This window comes from Azospirillum sp. NS33 (assembly GCF_059703765.1).
In genome coordinates, this window is sequence record NZ_BAAKJB010000028.1 from 20987 (window position 1) to 42980 (window position 21994).

At 71.6% G+C, this 21994-nt stretch carries 18 protein-coding genes and 1 pseudogene; 11 read left to right on the forward strand and 8 right to left on the reverse strand.

The window, feature by feature from the left end; all coding sequences use genetic code 11:
* Positions 1 to 34 precede the first annotated feature (34 nt).
* Entirely contained in the window at positions 35 to 823 is a 789-nt protein-coding gene (locus tag AC6H2I_RS22080; RefSeq protein WP_497502877.1) for a WecB/TagA/CpsF family glycosyltransferase, read from the forward strand.
* Here the strand turns inward: AC6H2I_RS22080 and AC6H2I_RS22085 are convergent.
* A complete protein-coding gene (locus AC6H2I_RS22085; RefSeq protein WP_497502878.1) occupies positions 794 to 1927 on the reverse strand; it encodes a glycosyltransferase family protein in 1134 nt (377 codons plus the stop codon). The genes AC6H2I_RS22080 and AC6H2I_RS22085 overlap by 30 nt on opposite strands.
* Positions 1928 to 2336: 409 nt before the next feature.
* Between AC6H2I_RS22085 and AC6H2I_RS22090 the strand changes: the two genes are divergently transcribed.
* From AC6H2I_RS22090 to AC6H2I_RS22105, 4 genes and pseudogenes are all read left to right on the forward strand, one after another.
* The gene (locus tag AC6H2I_RS22090) at positions 2337 to 3710 is read left to right on the forward strand and encodes an outer membrane beta-barrel protein (protein WP_497502879.1); all 1374 of its coding nucleotides are present in this window, start codon (positions 2337 to 2339) and stop codon (positions 3708 to 3710) included.
* Positions 3711 to 4129: 419 nt separating this feature from the next.
* Positions 4130 to 5263 (forward strand): glycosyltransferase, encoded by a 1134-nt coding sequence (locus tag AC6H2I_RS22095; RefSeq protein ID WP_497502881.1) that lies wholly within the window; start codon positions 4130 to 4132, stop codon positions 5261 to 5263.
* Positions 5233 to 7368: a glycosyltransferase gene (locus tag AC6H2I_RS22100; RefSeq protein WP_497502882.1), complete on the forward strand. Its 2136-nt coding sequence runs from the start codon at positions 5233 to 5235 to the stop codon at positions 7366 to 7368. The genes AC6H2I_RS22095 and AC6H2I_RS22100 overlap by 31 nt, the downstream gene beginning before the upstream one ends.
* A gap of 212 nt (positions 7369 to 7580) precedes the next feature.
* A pseudogene (locus AC6H2I_RS22105) lies at positions 7581 to 7973 on the forward strand (NAD-dependent epimerase/dehydratase family protein); the annotation flags it as partial.
* Between the two features lie 223 nt (positions 7974 to 8196).
* On the opposite strand, the gene AC6H2I_RS22110 reads toward AC6H2I_RS22105, so the two are convergent.
* The 3 genes from AC6H2I_RS22110 to AC6H2I_RS22120 all read right to left on the reverse strand — a co-directional run bounded on the left by AC6H2I_RS22110 (position 8197) and on the right by AC6H2I_RS22120 (position 12359).
* Entirely contained in the window at positions 8197 to 8796 is a 600-nt protein-coding gene (locus AC6H2I_RS22110) for a polysaccharide biosynthesis/export family protein (protein ID WP_497502883.1), read from the reverse strand.
* Between the two features lie 251 nt (positions 8797 to 9047).
* The gene (locus AC6H2I_RS22115; RefSeq protein ID WP_497502884.1) at positions 9048 to 10928 is read right to left on the reverse strand and encodes a bifunctional sugar phosphate isomerase/epimerase/4-hydroxyphenylpyruvate dioxygenase family protein; all 1881 of its coding nucleotides are present in this window, start codon (positions 10926 to 10928) and stop codon (positions 9048 to 9050) included.
* Between the two features lie 54 nt (positions 10929 to 10982).
* Positions 10983 to 12359 (reverse strand): GntR family transcriptional regulator, encoded by a 1377-nt coding sequence (locus AC6H2I_RS22120; protein WP_497502885.1) that lies wholly within the window; start codon positions 12357 to 12359, stop codon positions 10983 to 10985.
* A gap of 206 nt (positions 12360 to 12565) precedes the next feature.
* Here AC6H2I_RS22120 and dctP point away from each other — a divergent pair, with 206 nt between their 5' ends.
* From dctP to AC6H2I_RS22145, 5 genes are all read left to right on the forward strand, one after another.
* Positions 12566 to 13552 carry a TRAP transporter substrate-binding protein DctP gene (gene dctP / locus AC6H2I_RS22125; RefSeq protein WP_497502886.1) on the forward strand — a complete coding sequence of 329 codons (987 nt, stop codon included), beginning with the start codon at positions 12566 to 12568 and terminating at the stop codon, positions 13550 to 13552.
* Between the two features lie 78 nt (positions 13553 to 13630).
* The gene (locus AC6H2I_RS22130; RefSeq protein WP_497502887.1) at positions 13631 to 14149 is read left to right on the forward strand and encodes a TRAP transporter small permease; all 519 of its coding nucleotides are present in this window, start codon (positions 13631 to 13633) and stop codon (positions 14147 to 14149) included.
* The gene (locus AC6H2I_RS22135) at positions 14146 to 15447 is read left to right on the forward strand and encodes a TRAP transporter large permease (RefSeq protein WP_497502888.1); all 1302 of its coding nucleotides are present in this window, start codon (positions 14146 to 14148) and stop codon (positions 15445 to 15447) included. Before AC6H2I_RS22130 ends, AC6H2I_RS22135 begins: the two co-directional genes overlap by 4 nt.
* A gap of 28 nt (positions 15448 to 15475) precedes the next feature.
* On the forward strand, positions 15476 to 15910 hold the full coding sequence (locus AC6H2I_RS22140) for a type II 3-dehydroquinate dehydratase (RefSeq protein WP_497502889.1): 435 nt from the start codon (positions 15476 to 15478) through the stop codon (positions 15908 to 15910).
* 2 nt (positions 15911 to 15912) lie between these two features.
* A complete protein-coding gene (locus AC6H2I_RS22145; RefSeq protein ID WP_497502890.1) occupies positions 15913 to 16848 on the forward strand; it encodes a shikimate dehydrogenase in 936 nt (311 codons plus the stop codon).
* A 34-nt stretch (positions 16849 to 16882) separates the two neighbouring features.
* Here AC6H2I_RS22145 and AC6H2I_RS22150 read toward each other — a convergent pair whose 3' ends face one another.
* On the reverse strand, positions 16883 to 17218 hold the full coding sequence (locus tag AC6H2I_RS22150; protein ID WP_497502891.1) for a hypothetical protein: 336 nt from the start codon (positions 17216 to 17218) through the stop codon (positions 16883 to 16885).
* Positions 17219 to 17335: 117 nt separating this feature from the next.
* On the reverse strand, positions 17336 to 17779 hold the full coding sequence (locus AC6H2I_RS22155; protein WP_497502892.1) for a DUF2141 domain-containing protein: 444 nt from the start codon (positions 17777 to 17779) through the stop codon (positions 17336 to 17338).
* Between the two features lie 182 nt (positions 17780 to 17961).
* On the opposite strand from AC6H2I_RS22155, the gene AC6H2I_RS22160 reads away from it, so the two are divergent.
* Positions 17962 to 19227, forward strand: a complete 1266-nt coding sequence (locus AC6H2I_RS22160; RefSeq protein ID WP_497502893.1) for a cytochrome P450 — start codon at positions 17962 to 17964, stop codon at positions 19225 to 19227.
* On the opposite strand, the gene AC6H2I_RS22165 is transcribed toward AC6H2I_RS22160, so the two are convergent.
* Positions 19203 to 20147, reverse strand: coding sequence for a TAXI family TRAP transporter solute-binding subunit (locus tag AC6H2I_RS22165; protein WP_497502894.1), 945 nt, complete (start codon positions 20145 to 20147; stop codon positions 19203 to 19205). The genes AC6H2I_RS22160 and AC6H2I_RS22165 overlap by 25 nt on opposite strands.
* The gene (locus AC6H2I_RS22170; protein ID WP_497502895.1) at positions 20144 to 21898 is read right to left on the reverse strand and encodes a uracil-xanthine permease family protein; all 1755 of its coding nucleotides are present in this window, start codon (positions 21896 to 21898) and stop codon (positions 20144 to 20146) included. The genes AC6H2I_RS22165 and AC6H2I_RS22170 overlap by 4 nt, the downstream gene beginning before the upstream one ends.
* Positions 21899 to 21994 lie beyond the last annotated feature (96 nt).

The following is a 21994-nucleotide window of genomic DNA, read 5'->3' on the forward strand; positions in this document are numbered from 1 at the left end:
AACGGTCCAGCCGGACGGTCGGGATCTCGACGTCGTGCGCGTCGACGTCCTGGGCGTCCGGGTGTGGGCCCAGACCATGGAACAGGCGACGGAGCGGATCGCCGGCTGGATCGCGCGGCGGACCCCCGCCTATGTCTGCGTCACCGCGGTGCACGGCGTCGTCGCCAGCCGGCGCGACCCGACCCTGATGCGGAACCATAACGAGGCGTCGATGGTAACCACCGACGGCATGCCGCTGGTCTGGCTGTCCAGGCTGGCTGGCCACCGGCAGGCCGAGCGGGTCTATGGGCCGGATCTGATGCTGGCGCTGTGCGAACGGTCGGTGGCCGAGGGGTGGCGCCATTATCTGTACGGCAGCAGCGAGACGGTGCTGACACGGTTGAAGGCCAATCTGGAGCGCCGTTTTCCCGGCATCGCCATCGTCGGGACCTGTTCGCCCCCGTTCCGCCCGATGACGGACGCGGAGGACGTCGCGGCCTTCGCCGCCATCACCGCCAGCGACGCCGACATCGTCTGGGTCGGGCTGGGCACGCCGAAGCAGGAACTCTGGATGGCCGACCACGCCGGCCGGCCGGGTGCGCCGGTGATGATCGGAGTCGGTGCCGCCTTCGACTTCCACGCCGGCACCAAGCGGCAGGCACCGCGCTGGATGCGGCGCAACGGCCTTGAATGGCTGTTCCGGCTGGCCAGCGAGCCGCGCCGGCTGGCCGGCCGCTATCTGGTGACCAACACCCTGTTCATCCTGTATTTCGCCCGGCAATGGCTCGCCTCCCGGCGTCGGCGGGACCGGCCGTCACGGCCAGCCGGCCGTCGCATAGGGTAGCTCCGCCCGTGCATCCACCTCCGGAAGGAAGCAGTCGAGCGCCGGTGGTGACGGTGTCCGGCCGGCCGCCAGCGCGGCGCGCAGGTCCGACAGGATGGCCAGCATCGATCGCATGCGGTGATACTGGCTGTGGCGGGCGGCAAGGTCGGCCGCGGCGCGTCGGCCGAGGTCCAGCCGTTCGTCGTCGCCAAGGTCGAGCAGGCGGTCGCAGGCGGCCAGCATCCCGCGCGTGCCGCGGTGCAGGAAGATCTGGCTGCCGTCGCGGAATATCCGGTCGATCCGCGGCACCCGGACGTCGACGAAGGGAATGCCCGACAGCATGGCGACCGCGCTGCGGTCCGACATGTAATAGTCCATGTGCCCGTTCGGGTGTGGGCCGACAATCACGCGGGCCTTGCGGAGGACTTCCTGCTGCATCGCGAAGGGAATCGGGCCGCGCGCCGACGGCCAACCCTCCCACCCCGCGCCAAACAGGGCGAAGCGGCGTCCGTAGCGCTTTTGCAGAGCCATGACCTGCTCGAGACGCCGCCACGCCGCCAGGAACAGGTAGCGCGTCGGGTTGCGCACCCGGATCCGGCTTCCCACGAACACGACGTCGCAGTCCGGCCGGTAGGTGTCCGGATCGAAGGCGCCGTCGAAGCGGACCTGGCAGTAGCCGTGGGGCATCAGCGTGACCCGGCGGGCTCCCGACCGGGCCAGATCGCGGGCAAGCCCCCCCATCTCCGTCAGGAACGTTACGTCAGCGAGACGAGCCGCGGTGCGGAAGGACTTGGGGAAGCGCCCGATGAACCGGCCGAACGGGTCGCCCGAACTGACCGCGACCACCGGACGGACGGGCAATTGCCGCAGACGCTCGATGAACCCGGTCGGATCGGGGATCGGCCCATGGAAACAGTGGAGGAGGACGGCGTCGGCCTCCATCGCGCGCGCGGTCCGCAGCGCCTCGCTCCACACGCCGTCCCAGCCAGCGGACTCCGCCACGCCATAGTAGGGAATTGCCCGCCAATCGGTCAGCGCCCCCTCCGACCGGAGGCGGTTGCACGCGTCCGTCCAGCCCGGGTGATCGGTCACCGACCGCCCCTGCATCATGAAAAGGAGGCGCATGGATGCCATCCGAATGGCTGGGATGCCCGGCTCCGCCAGCAAACGGCGCGGCGGGCGGCATCCTACCCACACCACGCGGACCGCGGCAACAGCTCCGGCGTGACGTCCAGGGTCCCGCCACCGCGGGCGCGGCCCGGGCCGCTCGCACCATCATCAACCGGATGACCGGCCTGGGCAGGCCGGTTTCGCGGACGATCGCCTGACCGTCACCCCGGACCGGGCGAGTTGTGTCCGCGAGCCAAGTTGCGCACCAACGTCCGCTGACGAAGGACGGCGCTCACCGTATGCTTACGAACCGTCCCTACAACAATCCATATAACGATGCGGAAGGCGACACCGGCGGACTGGCATATGGCGGGTGTGAGTGGTATGGACAGCGAGACTTTTTCTTGGAAATTGGCGGCTAGCAATGCAGAACGCCCTTCGCGACACGCATACAGCGTTCCGTTTCGGCCGCACTCGACTGTTGGCTGTGGTGATGACGCTCGGCGTCGTCGCAGCCCCGTGGTCGTCGGGACTGGCCCAGTCGGGCGGTCCGAGCCATCCCGAGACAGACCCCCGCCGCAGCGGCACCGGTGCAGCCAATATCACCGCGGAGCCCGCCCCCCAGGATGACGTGGAAGGCAAGAACGACCCTCAGCGCGTCGGGGACTCTTACCAGCCCAAGGGCGCGGAGTTGGGTAGTTTTCTGCTGTTGCCCCAGATCGAACTGGAGGAGCGGTTCAACTCCAACCTCTTCGCACAGCCGAATGACGAGAAGTCGGACTTCCAGACGCGGATCGCACCAGAAGTGCAGGTCCGCTCGCGTTTCTCGCGGCACGCGCTCAACCTGACCGCACGGGTGGAGCAGAATATCTTCCGACACTATTCCAGCGACAATCATCTGAACGCGCAGCTGTTCGGCCATGGGCGCTACGACTTCGACCGCAACTGGGAAGGCACCGGTACGCTGGACGTGAGCCGCCAGCATGAGGATCGCGGAAGCCCCGACGATGCCGGCGGCAAGCAGCCGACGCCGACGAACAGCGTCACCGGCCAGATCGGCTCGAAACTGGTGGCCGGACGGTACGTCTTCTCAGGGGGGCTGCGGGTGTCCCGCCGGCAGTTCGAGGACGTCGAGGTCGACGGCGGCCCGCCGAACAACAACTCCGACCGCGACCGCATGGAGTACAGCATCACCGGGCGCGCCGGGTACGAGATCTTCCCCGGCTACTCCGCGGTCACCCAGCTGCAAGCGAACCGGCGCCAGTACGACGACGAGTTCGACGACCTCGGCTACAACCGTTCGAGCAAGGGTTGGCGCGCCGAAGCGGGTATCGGCGTCGACCTTACCCAGTTGGTGCGCGGCGATTTCCTCGTCGGCTATCTTCAGCAGGATTACGAGGATCCGCGCTTCTCCGATCCGCAGGGCTTTGCCGTCCGCGCCGTCTTCAACTGGACGCCCAGCCGCCTGACGGTGGTTGTCCCGTCGCTGGAGCGGTCGACGCAGGAAACCACCAGCGTCGGTGCCTCGGCGATCGTCAGCACGAGTGTCTCCTTGCTCGTTCGCCACGAATACGCGCGCAACATCGTCCTGACCGGTACGGCCAGCGTCTTTAAGGACGAGTTCGAGGGGACGAATCAGACCAACTGGACCTACGATGGCCGGGGCCGTGTCATCTGGGCTCTGGCTCCGGAATACTATGTCGGAGGCGAATTGGGCTATCGCAAGCGTACGTCCAATACCGCATCCTCCGAGTATGACCAGTACATCATTGCGCTACGCCTCGGCCTGAGAATCTGAGGCGCTGGCGGCGCGTACGCATCGGCCTCGATCTGACCACGCCCGTGTTCCCGGTCCACGGTGTGGACGAGCGTGGCACGGTCGTTCCCACGACGCGTCTGCGCCGCGATGGAGTGCTGACGTTCGGTGCCACCATGCTTAACCGCATGCTCGACCTCGGATGCGCGAACTCGGTCCGCATTGCGTGACCGGCGGCGAGGCGGGGCAACCCCTTGCCGTCACCGCCTCCGTGCGGCACGCCGGATACCGGCCTGCGTGCACCAGCAGCGGTCCGTGCGGCTTGCAACGCTGCGGGCGGACGCCTAAGGAGTGCGCATGGTCAGCCAAGATCCCGCCCCCGTGAACGGCATCCGACCGGTCGGCCGCTGGTCTCGGGCGCCGTCCCGGCGGCGGGCGCGGACGCCGGACGGCGGCGGGGCATGAGCCGACAACCGGTGCTTCTCCATGTGCTGAACGCCTTGATGCCGTCGGGCGCCGAGCGCATGCTCGAGTCCATCGGTCCGATGACGCTCGCGGACGGGCTGCGTCCGGCCATCCTGTCCACCGGGGACTCCGGGCCGGGTCCCTTCGCCCTCCACCTCGAGGCGGCCGGCTACGCCATTCACCACGTTCCCTTTTCCCGCGACGCGGGCTTTCTTCGCCACCTCGTCGGGGTGTTCCGCCAGACGCGGGCCGAGATCGTGCATGTCCATTGCGAGCGGGCGGCCTTCTGGATCGAGCTGGCGGCGCGCGCCGGCGGGGTCCGGCGGATCGTCCGCACCGTGCATGCCGTGTTCGAGTTCGACGGCTCCCTGCGGCTGCGCCGGTCGCTCCAGCGCGCTCTGGCGCGTCGACTGTTCGGCGTTGAGAGCGCCGCGCTTTCGGCGGCGGTGATCGATAACGAGCGGCTGCGCTTCGGCAATCCGGCGCGGTGCGTTCCGGCCTGGGTCGATCCCGCCTTCCGCCCCCCGGAGGAGGGGGAGAGGGAGCGGGCGCGCAGGCGCTTCGGCCTCGCCCTCGGAACCTTCGCCGTGGCGGTCGTCGGCAACTGTGCGCCGGTCAAGAACCACGATGCCCTGATCCGGGCCATCACCCGCCTGCGGTCGGACGGAACGGACGTATTGCTGCTGCACGCCGGCCAGGGAGCGATGGAAGCCGACGAGCGCACCCTGGCCGCCGCCGAGGGCATCGCCGACCGGGTGCGGTTTCTCGGCGGCATCGACGACGTCCGATCCCTGCTGCACGCCGCCGACGCCTTCGTCATGCCGTCCGTGCGCGAGGGACTGGGCATCGCGGCGCTTGAGGCCCTGGCCTGCGGTGTGCCGTCGGTGCTGACGGACACCCACGGACTGCGGGAACTGCGCTCCTTCGGCCCGGCGGTTCGCTGGTGCGGCACGGATGCCCATTCAATCGCCGACGCGCTGGCCGGGGTGGCCGCCCTGACCCCCGACGCACGGGCCGCCTTGACCGCCGACGCGCCGGCGATCGCGCGGCGGCGGCACAGCCCAGCCGCCGGCTGGGCCGCCTGCCGGGAGCTCTACGGATGGCGGGTGCCATCGGGACCGTGCCCTTGACCCGCACGCCCGCTGCCACCGCGACGCGGCGGATCACCGCCGTGCTCGCCTGCCATGGGCGGGTCGCCACCACGCTGGAGGGGCTGGCGTCGCTGTTCGGGCAAGCTCTGCCGGACGGCGTCGCGCTGGACGCCGTGGTCGTCGACGACGGCAGCAGCGACGGCACCACCGCCGCGGTCGCCGAACGCTTTCCGCGGGTACGCCTGTTGCATGGCGACGGGTCGCTGTGGTGGGCCGGCGCCATGGCGCTCGGTCTCGCCGAGGCGGCGCGGAGCGAACCGGACTTCCTGCTCTGGCTCAACGACGATGTGCGCCTGGACGTCGGGGCGGTGGCAGCCCTTGTGGCCTGCCACGACGGCTGGCGGGCCGACACGGGACAGGCTCCGGTCGTGGTCGGCGCCACGCGCGACCCGGCGACGGGGCGTCCCAGCTACGGCGGCCAGCGCCGCCACCCGCAACGGCCGTTCCGCTTCCACCTCGTCGCACCCGCCGGCGCACCGCAGCCTTGCGACACCTTCCAGGGCAACATCGCGCTGGTGCCGACGGCCGTCCACGAGCGGCTGGGCGGCATCCCGCGCGTCTTCGCCGGCGTCCAGGGGACCGCCGACACCGACTTCGGCCTGCGCGCCGGGCAGGCGGGCGTGCCGGTGGTGCAGGCGCCGGGGCTCCTGGGACGCTGCGCGCCCAACCATGCCGCGCCCGCTTGGTGCGACGGGCGTCTGTCGCGGCGCGCGCGTGTGGCGGCGCTGGTCGGTCCGCGCGGCTTCCCGCCGCGGGCATGGTTCGCCTTCGCCCGGCGCCATGGCGGCCCGGCGTGGCCGCTGTGGGCGGTGTCCCCCTATGTGTTCCGCTTGCCGGCGGCCCTGGCGACCGACCGCCGTGCCGCCCGCCACGGGGTCGATCAGGCGCCCGGCGCCGCCCCCGGCGCCGCAAGCGACGACCACCGGCCGCGGGTGGCACTGATGGACGGGATCATGGCGCATTACCGCCTGCCGTTCCTGCGCTCACTCGCCCGTGCCGAAGGCTGGTCGATCACCGTCTTCCACGGGCCAGCCCCGGCCAACCACGGTGCGGTGATGACGGACCAGCCATTGCCGCTGCCGACGGTGCCGGTGCGCCATGGCAGCCTGCCGGGCGGCCGACGCATTGTCTGGACTGGCGGGGTCATGGAGGCACTGTCGGGGCGCTACGACGCCGCAATCGCCGCCGCCCATGTGCATGACCTGGGCGTGTGGGTGTTGTGGCTGAGCCGTCGGCTGACGGGACGGCCACGGTTGCTGCTGTCCGGCCATTTCCGCCTGGAGGGCGACGGCTCCGGCCTTGTCGCCGCGTTGCGCGGATGGTTGCGCCGGCTGCTGGCGCGCGGAGCCGACGCGGTGCTGGCCTACACGCCGCGCTTCGCGGCGCAATGCGTGGCACACGGCGTTCCAGCCGACCGGGTGTTCGTCACCCACAACACGATTGATGGGGAGGCGGTGCGCGCGGCGGCCGCCGCCGTCGGACCCGACGCGCTGACCGCGGCCCGGCGGCGCTACGGGCTTCCGGACCAGGAGCCGCTCTTCCTGTTCATCGGCCGGCTCTACACCGCCAAGCGGGTGGATCTGGCCATCGCGGCGACGGCGGAGCTGCGCCGGCGCGGCCACATCTGCACCCTGCTGATCGTTGGCGACGGGCCGGACCGCCTGCGGATTGCGGCGCTGGCGGCGGAAGCTGACGGCGTCCGCCTCGCACCGGCCCTGTTCGAGGAGCACGATCTGGCGCCGCTGTTCCGGCTGGCAACGGCGGTCGTCTGCCCAGATTCGGTCGGGCTTCTCGTCGCACACGCGTTCAACTATGGCGTGCCGCTCGTGGCCTGCCGCAACGCGCCCGGCCATGGGGTGGAGATCGATTATCTCGACCCCGGACGCAACGGCCTGTTCGCCGATTCCCTCGACGCCACGGCGCTGGCGGCGGCGCTGGAACGGTTGCTGACTGAACCGGGCCTAGCCGTGCGCCTCGCCGAGGGCGCCCGGCGGACGGCGGAGGGGCTTACGGTGGAGACCATGGTCGAGGCCACTCTGGCCGCGCTGCGCCGTGCGCTGCGCCCGGAGGACGGCCGCCGTTAGCCGATTTGGTGCGCACATCGGCGTGACGGCGTCCGAACGCCAGGCGCAGCGTCAGCCCGGTCTCAACGGCAATCTCCCCATAGCGGACCGGCCGGCCCCGTCGTCCGGTCGGCGGTGGCGTCCACGTCCGAAGTCCACCGAGACCGCCGCCATCCCGATGTCCGCCAGGGTATGGCGCCCGCTCTCGCCCTGGCGTTTGCAGCCATCTCGTAACGCGGCTCAAGCGCGACGGTCATTGGGTTCGTGGCGTCGATCTCAAGCTGCCGCAGTACAGCGAGACACCGGCCGATCACTCCATCGTCGGCGATCTGCGCGAGTCCGCCCTGTGCCGCGCGGTGGTGGACTCGCGTTTCGACGAGATCTACCAGCTCGCCGCCGACATGGGGGGTGCCGGCTACATCTTCACCGGTGCGGACGATGCGGAGATCATGCACAACTCCGCCACGATCAACCGGACTGTCCTGGAGGCGTGCCGCCGCCGTACGGTCAAACGGGTGTTCGACGCGTCCTCGGCCTGCATCTACCCTCAGGAGAACCAGGCCAGCAGCGAGAACCCGGTCTGCCGTGAGGATACCGCGTACCGCTCCCACCCCGACAGCGACTAGGGCCGGGAACGGCTGTTCGGCGAGCGGCTCCACCTCGCCTACGGCCGCAACCATGGGATGGACGTGCGCATCGCGCGTTACCACAACGTCTTCGGCCCCGAGGGCGCCTGGGACAACGGTCGCGAAAAAGCACCGGCGGCGGTGCCCCGCCGCGATCAAGCTGGCGCGACCGCTGACGGAACCGGACAACGGGCGGGCCGCGGGGAGGCGCGGCCGGTGGCGATCAGAAACGTCGCTCCAGGACCTTGATGATGTCGCCGGGCAGGATGGGCGTGCGCTCGACCGCTCGGTAATCCTTCTGACCGCCCTCGAGCGTGCGCACCAGCACGACTTCCCCCTGGCGGGCGCGGTAATCGTAGCCGCCGGCCTTTGCGATGGCGCTCAGCACGGTCATTCCCGTCATATAGGGGAACTCGCCCGGCCCCCGGACCTCGCCCAGCACGTAGAAGGGGCGGAAGGTCTGGATCTCGACGGCAACGCGTGGGTCGTTCAGATAGGCGTCCCGTATCAGGGTTTCCTCGATGCGGTTGGACAGCCCCTTGGCGGTGATGCCGCTGGCGGGAATGTTGCCGACCAGCGGCAGCGCAATGTTGCCCAGCGGATCGACGGTGAAATCGCCGGACAGGCTCTGTTCGTTGAACACGATGATGCGCACCCGGTTGCCGGGCTCGAGCGGGTAGCTCTCCGCCGGGTTTCCGGTAATCGTGGGGGCGTCTTCGCTGGGAAACACGGCAACCGGCGCGCAGCCGGTGGCAAAGCCGGCAGACAGCGCAGTCGCCAAAACCGCAGCCCGCCAGGCGCTTCCGATGCGTACAAATGCCATTGAGAAAACCGCTCCTCTTCTTTGCGCGTCTTTCGGCGGCTTTCCGCCGGATCGTCTTCAAAGGCCGCGCTTGCTTGCCGCCCGCGAACACGCGGACTGACATAAGCAAGTTCCTTCGCCAACTGCAACGGCGGAACGGAACGTGCCAACGATTGTGGGCTCTTCGCGTTTTTGTGATCAGGCGGCAAGCAGGAACTGAACCGCACCGGGTCTGTCGGGGGCGTTTCGCATTGGCCGTCCCGACCCCTCCGTCAGGGGACGGCCGGCGGCGGGGCGGTGCGGGTCTGGGCGGCGAGGCGGATCGGCGCGTTGACCGCGCCGTAGCCGTCGTAGCCGCGGCGCTGCACGATCTCGAAGAAGAAGCCGCCCTCCAGGGTCGCCGTGTAGGCGTGGTAATAGGCGCCCGGGCCCTGGGCGTCGTAAAGGATGTTGCCGGCGCGCAGGCGGGCCAGCTCCTCGGCGGGCAGGTCGGCCCGCACCTCGAGGTCGTCGTAGTAGTTCTCCGGGATGGCCAGCAGGGCGACGCCGGCCGCGGCCAGCCGCTCCACCGTCGCGACGATGTCGTCGGTGGCGAAGGCCACGTGCTGCACCCCCGACCCGAAGAACTCGGTGAGGAAGCGCGACGCCAGGGTCTGCCGGCTCTGCGAGGCGTTGAGGATGAGGCGCAGCGCGCCGTCGGCGGTTTCGACCGCCTGGCTCTGCACCACCCCGCCGGGGTCGATCACCGCCTGGGTGGGCGTGGTGCGCACCTCCAGCAGCGAGGTGTAGAAGAGCAGCCAGCTCAGCATCTCCTCGTACTGCATGGACTGCGACACGTGGTCCACCGCCGTCAGGCCGGCCCCCGGGGGGCCGGGCTCGTCCACCGGCGCGAAGTCCACGTCCCACAGCCGGTCCAGCCCGCTCGTCCGGTCGACGAAATAGAGCAGGCTGCCGCCGAGGCCGCGCACCGCCGGGATGTCCAGCTCCCCCGGGCCGACCGCGCCGTGGAAGGGCTGGTCGAGCAGCGCCAGGGCGCGGTCGACGGTTCCGGTGGCGTCGTCCACGTCCAGCGCCATGGCGCACACCGAGGTGCCGTGGGTGATGCGGAAGGCGTGGGCGAAGCCGTCGGACTCGGCGTTGACGACGATGTTGATGGCGCCCTGGCGCCACCGGGTCACCGCCTTGGAGCGGTGCACCCCGGCCTTGCGGAAGCCGAGGCCGCGCAGGGTCCGCTCGAGGGCCGGTGCGCCGGGCTCGTCCACCGCGAACTCCAGGAACTGCACCCCGGTGCAGCGCGCCTTGGCCGGCAGCGGGGGCAGCCCGGCGACGGGCACGCCGGTGCGCCGGCGCAGCCCGTCGAGCATGGCGACCAGCGCGCGCTGGCCGTCCACCGCCACGCCCCGGGCCGAGCCGGCGCGGAAGCGGTCGTTGAAGATCTCCAGGGACAGCCGCCCGTCGAAGCCGGTGGCCTGGAGTGCGGTCATGAAATCGTCGACCGGCAGCTCGCCCTGGCCGGGGAAACAGCGCCAATGCCGGCTCCACGACAGGAAGTCCATGTCCAGGCGCGGCGCGTCGGCCATCTGCACCAGGAAGATGCGGTCGGCCGGGATGGCGCGGATCGCCGACAGGTCGGTGCCGCGGGCCAGGACGTGGAAGGAATCGAGCACCAGCCCGACCGCCGGGTGGTCGGCCCGGCGCACGACCTCCCAGGCGTCGCGGTAGTCGTGGATGTGCCGGCCCCAGGCCAGCGCCTCGAAGGCGACGCGCAGGCCGCGCCGGGCGGCGCGCTCGCCCAGCTCGCACAGGTCGGCGGCGGCCCGGTCGATGCCGCCCAGCGAGTCCGGGGAGACGTTGCTGCACACCATGAGGAGGTCGCAGCCGAGCTCCTGCATCACGTCGAACTTGCGCTCGGCGCGGGCGAAGACCTTGGCGCGCTGCGGCTCGGGCATGCCCTCGAAGTCGCGGAAGGGCTGGAAGGTGATGGTCTCCAGCCCCAGCCCCTCGATCATCCGCCGTGCCTCGGCCGGGGTGCCGTTGAAGGACAGCAGGTCGTTCTCGAAGATCTCCACGCCGGTGAACCGCGCCGCGGCGATCGCCTCGATCTTCTCGGCGAGGGTGCCGCTCAGGCACACGGTGGCGATGGCGGTGCGCATGGTGGTGTCTCTCCCGTTCCGGTGGCGGCCGGTCGCATCGGATGATGGGGTGCGTCAGCGTATGGTGCCGGTGGCCAGGGCGTGCTCGACCCCGCCGGCGACGTGGCGGCGCAGCACGTCGCAGGCGCGGCCGGCGTCGCGGGCCAGGGCGCTGTCCATCAGGGCGGCGTGCTCGTCGGCGGCGATGGCGCCGCGGTAGCTGAGCGCGATCATCTGGTAGCGCAGGTACTTGTCGAAGACCGCGGCGTGGGCGTCGATCAGCATCCGCGACCCGCAGGCGGAGATCAGGGCCTGGTGGAACTGCCAGTCGCAGTGCTTCCAGTCGCCGGTGGCGCCGCGGTCGTCGGCGGCCATGCGCTGCTCCATGCGGGCCAGCCGGTGGTGGGCGGCGACGACGCGGCTCTCCCAGTCCATGTCGCCGGCGTGGAACGAGCGCTCCAGCGCCTGGCATTCAAGCAGCAGGCGCAGGTCGGCGATCTCCCGCAGGTTGGCGATCGACACCGGCGCCACCTCGAAGCCGCGCTGCCCCTCGGCCACCACCAGCCGCTCCGACGACAGGCGGTTGAGGATCTCGCGCAGGGTGCTGACGCTGGCACCGTACTCGGCCTTCAGCGCGTCCAGCTTCAGCTTGCCGCCGGGTGGCAGGCGGCCGAACACGATGTCGGCCCGGATGCGGCGGTAGGCGCTCTCGCCCACGCTCGCGGGCAGGGACCCCGGCAGCGGCGCGCCGCCCCCGCGCCCGGTGGGGCTGGCGGTGGCGCTGGCGGGCAGGCCGCCGCTCTCCACCATGTGCGTGACGCAGCCCTCGACGTGGCCCGTCAGCACGGCGCAGGCACCCTCCGCATCGTGCGCCAGCGCGCAGTCCAGGAGCTCCTGGTGCTCCCGGGCGGCGACGGCGCCGCGGAACATCACCGCCACCATCTGGTAACGCAGGTACTGGTCGAACACGCCGCCGAACAGGTCGACAAGGGTCTGCGAGCCGCAGGCGCCGATCAGCGCCTGGTGGAACTCCCGGTCGTAGCGCTTCCACAGCTCCGTGTCCGCGCGGTCGCCGGCCAGCATGCGCCGCTCCAGCACCTTGAGCTTGTGGTGGGCGGCGACCACGCGGCTCTCCCACTCCAGGTCGCCGGCGGCGAAGGAGCGGGGCAGGGCGTGGGTTTCCAGCAGCAGGCGCATCGCCGCGACGTCGCGAAACCCGTCGGGCGACACCGGCGCCACCTGGAAGCCGCGCTGCCCCTCGGCGTGCACCAGCCCCTCCGAGGAGAGGCGGCTCAGCACCTCGCGCAGTGTGCTGACGCTGGTGCCGTACGCGCTGGCCAGACGGTCGAGCCGCAGCCTCGCCCCCGGCCCCAGGCGGTCGAAGATGATGTCGGTGCGGATCCGCTCGTAGGTCCGGTCGGCGATCGACGGCGCCAGAAGCGTGACGCTCATGGAAGGTCCCATCCTGCTCTCGGGTGGGCGCCGGGTGCCGCCGCCGTCCGCGGCGGGCACGCCCGTCGGCCCGGCGGGCATCGTATAGGATCAAGTGCGGAATGTCATGTGATTCAGCAAATAGCTATTGATCGGCCAACCATCCGAGGGGATAGTGCCCGTCAAGACGCAGCCCCACTGCGCCCACCCCCGAGGAGGAGACACTCATGCTCACCGTTACACGACGCGTCGCCCTGGCCGCCGGCGTGGCCCTCATGGCCTGGGGTGGCGGCGGCATCGCCGCGGCCCAGGATCCGCAGACCCTGCGCTTCTCCGCCGTGTTCTCCGAGCAGGACATCCGCGCCGAGATGATGAAGCGGTTCGCCGACGCGGTGAAAACGGACTTCACCGTTCAGCCCTATCTCGGCGGCACGCTGTTCAAGCAGGGCACCGAGCTGGTGGCCATGCAGCGCGGCAACCTGGAGATGGGGAACATCGCGCCCCAGGACGTCTCGAAGCAGATTCCCGCCTGGTCCATCGTCACCTCGGCCTACCTGTTCCGCGACGCCGGCCATCTGAAGACGGTCTTCGACAGCGAGGTCGGGCGGGAGCTGAAGGCGATGGCCTCGGAGCAGCTCGGCATCCACATCCTCGGCCCGACCTATTACGGGTCGCGCCAGGTCGGGCTGCGCGTCGACAAGAAGATCGACACCCCGGCCGACATGGCCGGCATCAAGCTGCGCATGCCCGGGGGCGAGGCGTGGCAGTTCCTGGGCGAGGCGATCGGCGCCAACCCCACGCCGATGGCCTATGCGGAGGTGTACACGGGCCTGCAGACCGGCGCGATCGACGGCCAGGACAACCCGCTTCCCAACGTCCAGAACATGAAGTTCTACGAGGTCATGAAGCAGATCGCCCTGACCTCGCACCTCGTGGCGTTCGACCTCCTGGCGGTGTCGAACACGGTCTGGGACGCCATGTCGCCGGCCCAGCAGGCGGCGTTCCAGGCCGCGGCCGACGAGGCGATCGCCTGGAGCACCGCCCAGCACGTCGCGCGCGAGGACGAGCTGGCCGCGTTCTTCAAGGAGAAGGGCCTCGCCGTCTACACGCCGAACGTCGACGCGTTCCGCGACCACGCCCAGAAGACGTACACGGCGTCGGACCTGGCGGCCGGCTGGGTGCCCGGCATGCTGGACAGGATCAACGCCATGTGACGCTCTCCCGGGGGGCGCCGTCCCCCGGGTCCGTCGCGACCGCCCCCTTCTCGACTGCCCAGGCGGAGATCCGTCCCGATGACCGGGTTGTTTGGCAAGGCCGGGCCCTGGCTGGCCCGGCGCGCCGAAAACGTGGCGGCCGCCATGCTGGCCGCCATGTTCGCGGCGTTCCTCGTGCAGATCCTGTTCCGCTACGTGCTGGGCCTGCCGACCGGCTGGACCCACGAGCTGAGCGCCATCTTGTGGGTGTGGCTGGTGCTGTGGGGGGCGGCCGTCGTGCTGTCCGACGCCGAGGAGATCCGCTTCGACATCGTCTACAGCGCCGTGCGCCCGCGCACCCGCCGGGCGATGTGCGTGATCACCTCCGCGGCGCTGGTGGCGCTGTACCTGCTCTCCCTGCCGGCGGTGATCGATTTCGTGACCTTCATGAAGATCCAGAAGACGACCTATCTCAAGATCCGCTTCGACTGGCTGTTCTCGGCCTACGTCCTGTTCGCCGTGGCGGCGGTCGTGCGCCATCTCTGGCTCGGCTGGCGGGCCCTGTTCCGGCCGGCGGCGTGGGACGAGGCGGGCCCCGCGGGGCCGGGCGGCGCATGACCGTCGCCACCCCCTTCTCCGTCGCCGTGGTCGCGATCACGGCGCTGGCCGTGCTGGGCCTGCCGATCGGCCACGCCATGATCGGCGGATCGGTCCTCTACCTGTTCCTGGCCGGCCAGGACATGGGCCTGGTGGCCGAGCAGCTGCTGAACGGCATGTACAGCAACTACGTCATCCTCGCCGTGCCGCTGTTCATCCTGGCCGCCGAGTTCATGAACATCGGCAGCATGACCGACCGCCTGACGGCGTTCTGCAACGCCTTGGTCGGCCGCTTCCGCGGCGGCCTCGCCCACGTCAACATCCTGCAGAGCATCGTCTTCGCCGGCATGTCCGGCTCGGCCATCGCCGACGCCGCCGGCACCGGGCGGATGATGCAGATCATGATGACCCGCGGCGGCCGCTACACCCCCAGCTACGCCGCGGCGGTGACGGCGGTGTCGTCGGTGATCGGGCCGATCATCCCGCCGTCGATCCCCATGGTGCTCTACGCCCTGGTGTCCGACGCGTCCATCGGGTTCCTGTTCCTCGCCGGGATGATGCCGGGGCTGCTGATGGCGCTGACCCAGATGGCCATCGTCGCGGTGACGGCACGCCGCCGCAACTTCCCCGTCGAGGCGCCGGTGCCGCTGCGCGCGCTGCCCGGCATCGCCTGGCGGGCGCTGCCGTCGCTGATGATGCCGGTGGTGCTGCTGGGCGGGATCTACGGCGGCGTGATGACCCCGACCGAGGCCGCCGCGGTCGCCGCCGCCTACGCCCTGGTGGTGTCCACGGTGATCTACCGCAGCGTGAGCTGGGCCGGGTTCTACCGGTCGCTGGCCGTGAGCGCCCGGACCACCGTGTCCATTGGCATGCTGATCGCCGGGGCGATCGTCTTCAACTACGTCGTGACCATCGAGAACATCCCCAACTCGGTGCGCCTCCTGCTCGGCGCCTGGGACCTCTCGCCCACCGGATTCCTGATCCTGGTCAACGTGCTGCTGCTGGTCCTCGGCTGCGTCCTGGAGGGCACGGCGATCCTCCTGGTGGTGGTTCCGGTCTTCATTCCCACGGCCCAGGCGCTGGGGATCGACCTCGTGCATTTCGGCGTGGTCGTGGTGATCAACATCATGATCGGCCTGGTCACGCCGCCCTACGGGCTGCTGCTGTTCATCATGCGCAGCATCTCCGGCGCACCGGTCCACGCCATCGTCCGCGACACCCAGCCCTTCCTGGCCGCCATGCTCGTCGCCCTGGCCGTCCTCACCTTCGTTCCCGACGTCGTCCTCTGGCTGCCGCGGCTGTTCGGCTACCAGGGCTGACCGGCCTCACCCCCCGCGAGAAGCGACCATGAGCACACCCATCCACGTCCTCAACGGACCCAACCTCAACCGCCTCGGCACCCGGGAGCCGGCGGTCTACGGCCGCACCACCCTGGCGGAGATCGAGGCGCTGTGCCGCGACGCGGCGGGGGACCACCCGCTGACCTTCCTCCAGTCGAACCGCGAGTACGAGCTGATCGACTGGGTGCACGCGGCGGTCGACGCCGGGGCCGGGGTCGTCATCAACCCCGCCGCCTTCACCTTCACCTCGGTGGCGCTGCTGGACGCCCTGAAGATGGTCGGCCGGCCGATCATCGAGCTGCACATCTCCAACATCCACCGGCGCGAGCCGATCTATCGGACCTCGCTGGTGTCGCCTGTCGCCACCGCCGTGGTCGCCGGCCTCGGCGCCCGCGGCTACCCCGTCGCGGTGCGCGCGATGCGCGACCTCCTGGAGGAATGACCATGCCCGCCGCCGTCGGCAACCGTGGTTCGGTCCTCCTGGGCCTGGTCGGGACCGGCATCCAGGCCTCGCGCACCCCGGCCCTGCACGAGGCCGAGGCCGCTGCCCTCGGGCTGCGCTGCCTCTACCGGCTGATCGACCTCGACGCCCTCGGCCTCGACGCCGCCGCGCTGCCGGAGATCCTGACGGCGGCGGAGCGGTTCGGTTTCGCCGGGCTCAACATCACCCATCCCTGCAAGCAGGCGGTGATCCCGCTGCTCGACGAGCTGTCGGCGGAGGCGCGGGCGCTGGGCGCCGTCAACACGGTGGTGCTGCGCAACGGCCGGCGCGAAGGCCACAACACCGACGGGTGGGGGTTCGCCGAGAGCGCCCGGCGCGAGCTGCCCGACGCGGCGCGCGAGCGGGTCGTCCAGTTCGGCGCCGGTGGCGCCGGCGCCGCCGTGGCCCACGCCTTGCTGACCCTGGGCACCGGCCGGCTGACGATCGTCGACCCCGAGGCCGACCGCGCTGCGGGTCTGGCCGCGGCGCTGTGCGCGCGCTTCGGCGCCGGGCGGGCGGTGGCCGTCCCCCCGGCCGCGCCCGAGCCCGAGTTCGCGCCCGAGTTCGCGCCCGCGCCCGAATCCACGCCCGAGTTCGCGCCCGCTGTGGTCGCGGCGCTGGCGGACGCCGACGGCGTGGTCAACACGACGCCGCTCGGCATGGCCAAATACCCCGGGACGGCCGTGCCGGTGGCGGCCCTGCGCCCCGGCCTGTGGGTCGCCGACATCGTCTATTTTCCGCTGGAGACCGAGTTGCTGCGCCGCGCCCGGGCGCTGGGCTGCCGCACCATGGCGGGCGGCGGCATGGCGGTGTTCCAGGCGGTCGGCGCTTTCCAGCTGTTCACCGGGCAGGCGCCCGACCCCGACCGGATGCTCGCCCACTTCGCCCGGATGCGATGATCCCGGTCCGGCGCCCGGCCGCCGGGGGCGGCCGTCAGGGCCGCGCGCCGCCGGCGGTGACGCGATCCGAGGCGAAGGCGCGGGCGGCATCGACGAGGTGGATGGCGCCGGTGAGGCGGCCGTGCGCGGTGCGCTGCGCGTGCCCCCGCGGCCGGAGGGTGCGCCGCAGGTCCACCAGCAGGCGCATCAGCGTGCGCCCCGGCAACGCCTTCAGCGGCAGCGCGGGCACCGCGCGCAGGCCGAAGCTCGTCTCCACCGCGACCAGGCAGGCCAGCACATACGCGTGGTCGTCGGGGGCCAGCGGCAGTGGACGGAGCGGGGCGCGGCGGACGAGGCGCTCCTCGGACAGGTCGACGATGACGGCGGTCAAGGGGCACCTCCCAATGGCAGGTGTGGCTGACAGTTCGCCTTTCGATGTAATGCCGCAGCGCACCAGAGTCCAGACCGCGGCGTTCCGGCTCGCGCCCACCGCCGTCCGCCCGCCGCCTCAGTAGCGCATGGCCACCGCGAGGCTCGCCCCGCCCACGGGCAGGGTGAAGGCGGCGTCCTCGAAGGCGGGTGGCCCGGTCACGACCGGGTCGTTGGACAGGCCGTAGCCCTCCGTCGGGATCATCCCGAGGAAGCGGTCGAGGGCGCCGTCGCCGTCCTCGTCGTGGTAGGCCATCAGCGCGAAACGGCCGGGCCGGAGCCCGGCGAAGGTGACGGTGACGGCACCGGCCGCGGCCGGAACCACGCGCACGGCAAGGCTTTCCGCCTCCTTGCGGAAGCCGTCGGCGCGGTCGAACAGCAGGACGCGGACCTGTCCGGTGGCGTCGCGCACCCCGTCCAGGCGGACCGTCAGGTCGGCCGCGCCGGCCGGCCCGGCGGTGGCCAGCAGGGCGGCGAAGGTGGCGGCGAGGACGGCGGTGTGAAGGCGGCGGCGGCGTGTCATGGCTCCGGTCCCGGCGTCGATGGCGATGCGGGCAGAGTGCACGGGACGGCCCGGGCGGGGCATGACGGCCGGCACTGGCGCCACGGCCTGCGACCATCGGCCGCAGGCCGTGGCGCCCTTTGCGCCCGCCGGCCGTTGTTCCCATCAACGCCCGTCGTCGCCACCACCGGAGAAGAACCGCCATGCCCGCCATTGCGCAGGACCGAAGCCCGGACGCCACCCTGGCCCTGCTGTCCGAAGGCTACCGGTTCGTCACCAACCGCTGCCGCCGCCTCGGCTCCGATGCCTTCCGCACCCGCCTCATGCTGCGGCCGGTGGTGTGCGCGGTGGGCGAGGACGCCGCGCGCATGTTCTACGTGCCCGGCCGCTTCACCCGGTCCGGTGCCATGCCGACGACCACCTTGCTGGCGCTCCAGGACCGGGGCAGCGTGCAGACCCTCGACGGCGCTGCCCATGCCGTGCGCAAGCGCATGTTCCTCGACCTGATGACGGCGGACGAGATCGCCCGGCTGTGCGACCTCGTCACCGCGGAATGGGTCGCCGCGCTGCCGGGATGGCGGGCGTCCGGACGGGTCGCGCTGCTCGGCGCCATGCGGGCGGTGCTGTGCCGCGCGGCATGCCGCTGGGTCGGCGTTCCCCTCGCGGACGCCGAGGCGCCGCGCCGCACCGCCGAGTTCGCCGCCATGATCGACGGCGCCGGCGCGGTGGGGCCGCGCAACTGGCGCGGCCTGCTGTTGCGCCGCCGCACCGAGCGGTGGGTGCGCGCCGTGGTCGAGGCGGCGCGCGCCGGCACCCGGCCCGCGGCGGAGGGCACACCGCTGGCCGCCGTGGTGGGGCACCGCGGTGCCGACGGCGCGCCGCTCGACGCCGACGTCGCGGTGGTGGAACTGCTCAACCTGCTGCGGCCGACCGTGGCGATCGCCCAGTTCGGCGTCTTCGCGGCCCTGGCCCTGCACCAGCACCCCGGCTGCCGGGTGGCCCTGGACGGCGGCGGCGGCGACGCGGCGGTGGAGCATTTCGTCCAGGAGGTGCGCCGCTTCTACCCCTTCTTCCCGGTGGTCGGCGGACGGGTGCGCACGCCGTTCGAGTGGCGCGGCGAGGCCTTCGGCAGCGGCGCCTGGGTTCTGCTGGACCTCTACGGCACCAACCACGACGAGCGCATCTGGGACGACCCGGACGCCTTCCGGCCGGAGCGCTTCCGCGGCCGCGAGATCGGCGCCCACGCGCTGGTGCCCCAGGGCGGCGGGGGTTTCGCCCAGGGGCACCGCTGTCCCGGGGAATGGATCACCATCGCCGTGCTGAAGACCCTGGTGCGCCTGCTGGTGTCCGGCACGCGCTACACCGTGCCCGCCGACCAGGATCTCCGCGTCGATCTCGCGCGCATGCCGGCGGCGCCGGCCAGCGGCTTGGTCGTCGAGGCGGTTCAGGCCAGTCCGGCGTCGGCGTAGGCTCCGGCGGCGCCGTCGTGCACCGGCACCGGGCTGTCGGCCGGCGGGCGCAGCACCGCCGGCGTCAGCCCGGCCAACACCGGGTGGGCGCCGCGCAGGGTGTCGAGGCCCTCCAGCAGGGTGCGCACCACCAGGGCCGCGATGCCGTCGGCGAGCCCGGTCGTGCACACCAGCTTCACCCGGGTGCCGACGGTGACCAGCTCCGGGGTTCCCGGCCCATAGGTGCCGGCCGGCACGGTGACCGGCTCGAATCCCCGCTGCTGGCCGGCGAACGCGGCGCGGTCCTGCGCGCTCAGCGGCAACGGCCGCAGGTCGCAGCGTTCGACCGCGGCGGCGATGGTGGTGACGGGGTGGCCGATCATCAGCGGCACCGCGTCGATCTCGTCCTGGCATTGGTCGGCCAGGGAGGAGCGCACGGTGTCGTCGTGCACGGCGGCGAAATGGTCCCGGGTCCAGCCCCGCGCCTCCATCAGCGCGGTCATCGCCGTGCGGTGCCCGGACCCGGGCGGCCCCAGCGCCACCCGCCGCCCCGGCAGGTCGTCGAGCGAGCGGATGCCCGGGCGCACCAGCACCACCAGGCTTTCCACGTGCAGCGCCGCCAGCAGCCGCAGCCGGCCGTGGTCGGCCGCCCGGGTGTCCCAGACATCGTTGCCCTGGATCAGCGCCAGGTCCATCGAGCCGGCCAGCAGCGATTTCAGGTTGGCCGACGATCCGGGCATGCTCTGGGGCAGGCAGCGCACGCCGTGGTCGGCATGGCCGGTGTTGAGCAGCGAGGCGATGGCGTTGCCGACCTTGAAGTAGACGCCCTCCGTCTCCGCGGTGCCGAGCATCAGGATGCCGCCGCCGCCGGGCAGGCACCCGGCCAGCCCGCCGGCCGCCAGCGCGGTGGCGGTGCCGCGCATCAGCGCGCGGCGCGTCAATCCTTCATGACGAGGCTGACCGTGCATAGGTCTCCCTCCTGCAGCGAACGGACGTCGTCGGCGGCGCGGAACAGCAGGTAACGCGCCAGTTCAAGCACCCCGTCGGGGCTCTCCAGGATCTCCTCCTGGGTCGGACGCTCGCCGCGCGGCTCCAGCAGCGTCCCGGAGTAGCGGATGCTGACGACGAACCGGAACTCGTCGAACCGGGTGCCGATGGCGATCAGCCCGTCGGGCACCTTCACGCCGGGGAAATGGCGGCCCAGATCGACCCGGTCGTAGACCAGCTCGTTGGCGATCAGACTCTCCACCACCTCGCTGGCGGCGATGGTGGCGCGTGCCACCACCTCCGGGCGGGCACCCCAGGCGGCGCCCTGCTGGGTGAGGAAGGCGCCGACCTCGGCCATGTCCGCCTGCGCGGTGTCGACCAGCAGGCTGTCCTTGCGCCAGATGCCGATGCGGAACAGCAGGTTCAGCGCCACCGCCAGGCTCACCGCCAGGGCCATGGGCGAGCTGACCCAGGGCGCCAGCCAGTGCGGCACGTCCTCGAAGGCCTGGGGGAAGACGCTGCGCGCCAGGCCGAAGGCGAGGCCGATGCCCAGCACGAAGGCCTTGCGGGAATCGAGCAGGCGCGAGGCGATCATCTGGATGCCGTTGACCACCAGCAGGCAGCCGCTGAACAGCAGCGCCGCGCCGACCACCGGCACCGGCATCACCAGCAGGACGGCCGTGACCTTGGGCAGGAAGGCCAGGGTGATCATCAGCCCGCCGACCGCGAAGCCGATCACCCGGCTGGCCGCACCGGTCGCCGCCGACAGCCCCACCGCGCTCGACGTCGATGATTGCCCCATGCCGCCGATCAGCGCGGCCAGCACGTTGGTCAGCCCCTCCGACAGCACGCCGCGGCTGATGGAGGTGAAGTCCGGCCGTTTCCAGGCGGGGTCGTTCACCTTCTGCGCCGCGGTCACGGCGCCCACCGTGTTGAGGGTCATCGCCAGGGCGGCGATGGCGTAGGGCACCAGCAGTCCGGCGTCGAAGGCCAGGCCCATGCCGCCCACCGGCGGCATCCGGAACGCCGGCGCCTCGGCGATCCGCGCCACCTGGTCGGGGCCCAGCATGCCCATCAGGATCGCCACGGCGTAGCCGACCACCACCCCGATCAGCGAGCAGTAGAGGCGCAGTGGCGCCGCCCCCCACACGCTGAGCGCCACCATCGCGGTCAGCGCGATCAGGGCGACCAGCAGGCCGGGCCCGCGCGCCGCCGCCGCCACGTCGATGCCCAGCACGTTGCGGGTGGCCAGGATCATCACCGACAGCCCGACCATCAGCACCACGAATCCGGCGATCTCGGGCGGCAGCATCGGCCGGAGACGGTGGACCACCCGCGACAGCCCCACCACCAGCAGCCCGGCGACCGCCGTCATGCCCAGCGCCAGCGGCAGCCCGCCGAGCGGCAGCGCCACCAGGGCCGGCGGCAGCAGGATGGTCGTGGTCGTCGGCGGGATCAGGAAGCCGGAGCCGACGCCGCCGCGGCGCAGCGCCTGGAGGATGGCGCCGAGACCGCCGGCGACCATGGTCAGCGACACGAAGCCGTCGGCCACCTCCGTCGGCACCTTGGCGGCACGGGCCAGCGTCACCGCCACGATCAGGAAGATGGTGACGAGCGCCAGATGCTGGACCGCCATCGCCAGCGTCACCAGCGGCGGCGGGCGGTCGTCGACACCGTAGATCAGCGTCTGGGGCTGGGCCGACATGGGCTCCGGGCGTGAAAGCGTGGACCCGCCTTGGGAAAGGACGAATGCTAGGCTATACAGGACGGCGCGGCGTTCGTCCACGGGGCGGGGCCGGAC

What these genes read in the sequence shown, in the direction of transcription:
- AC6H2I_RS22085 (WP_497502878.1), bottom strand. Translation starts at nt 1,927, where the DNA reads ATGCGCCTCCTTTTCATGATGCAGGGGCGGTCGGTGACCGATCACCCG.
- AC6H2I_RS22090 (WP_497502879.1), top strand. Translation starts at nt 2,337, where the DNA reads ATGCAGAACGCCCTTCGCGACACGCATACAGCGTTCCGTTTCGGCCGC.
- AC6H2I_RS22095 (WP_497502881.1), top strand. Translation starts at nt 4,130, where the DNA reads ATGAGCCGACAACCGGTGCTTCTCCATGTGCTGAACGCCTTGATGCCG.
- AC6H2I_RS22100 (WP_497502882.1), top strand. Translation starts at nt 5,233, where the DNA reads ATGGCGGGTGCCATCGGGACCGTGCCCTTGACCCGCACGCCCGCTGCC.
- AC6H2I_RS22110 (WP_497502883.1), bottom strand. Translation starts at nt 8,796, where the DNA reads ATGGCATTTGTACGCATCGGAAGCGCCTGGCGGGCTGCGGTTTTGGCG.
- AC6H2I_RS22115 (WP_497502884.1), bottom strand. Translation starts at nt 10,928, where the DNA reads ATGCGCACCGCCATCGCCACCGTGTGCCTGAGCGGCACCCTCGCCGAG.
- AC6H2I_RS22120 (WP_497502885.1), bottom strand. Translation starts at nt 12,359, where the DNA reads ATGAGCGTCACGCTTCTGGCGCCGTCGATCGCCGACCGGACCTACGAG.
- dctP (WP_497502886.1), top strand. Translation starts at nt 12,566, where the DNA reads ATGCTCACCGTTACACGACGCGTCGCCCTGGCCGCCGGCGTGGCCCTC.
- AC6H2I_RS22130 (WP_497502887.1), top strand. Translation starts at nt 13,631, where the DNA reads ATGACCGGGTTGTTTGGCAAGGCCGGGCCCTGGCTGGCCCGGCGCGCC.
- AC6H2I_RS22135 (WP_497502888.1), top strand. Translation starts at nt 14,146, where the DNA reads ATGACCGTCGCCACCCCCTTCTCCGTCGCCGTGGTCGCGATCACGGCG.
- AC6H2I_RS22140 (WP_497502889.1), top strand. Translation starts at nt 15,476, where the DNA reads ATGAGCACACCCATCCACGTCCTCAACGGACCCAACCTCAACCGCCTC.
- AC6H2I_RS22145 (WP_497502890.1), top strand. Translation starts at nt 15,913, where the DNA reads ATGCCCGCCGCCGTCGGCAACCGTGGTTCGGTCCTCCTGGGCCTGGTC.
- AC6H2I_RS22155 (WP_497502892.1), bottom strand. Translation starts at nt 17,779, where the DNA reads ATGACACGCCGCCGCCGCCTTCACACCGCCGTCCTCGCCGCCACCTTC.
- AC6H2I_RS22160 (WP_497502893.1), top strand. Translation starts at nt 17,962, where the DNA reads ATGCCCGCCATTGCGCAGGACCGAAGCCCGGACGCCACCCTGGCCCTG.
- AC6H2I_RS22170 (WP_497502895.1), bottom strand. Translation starts at nt 21,898, where the DNA reads ATGTCGGCCCAGCCCCAGACGCTGATCTACGGTGTCGACGACCGCCCG.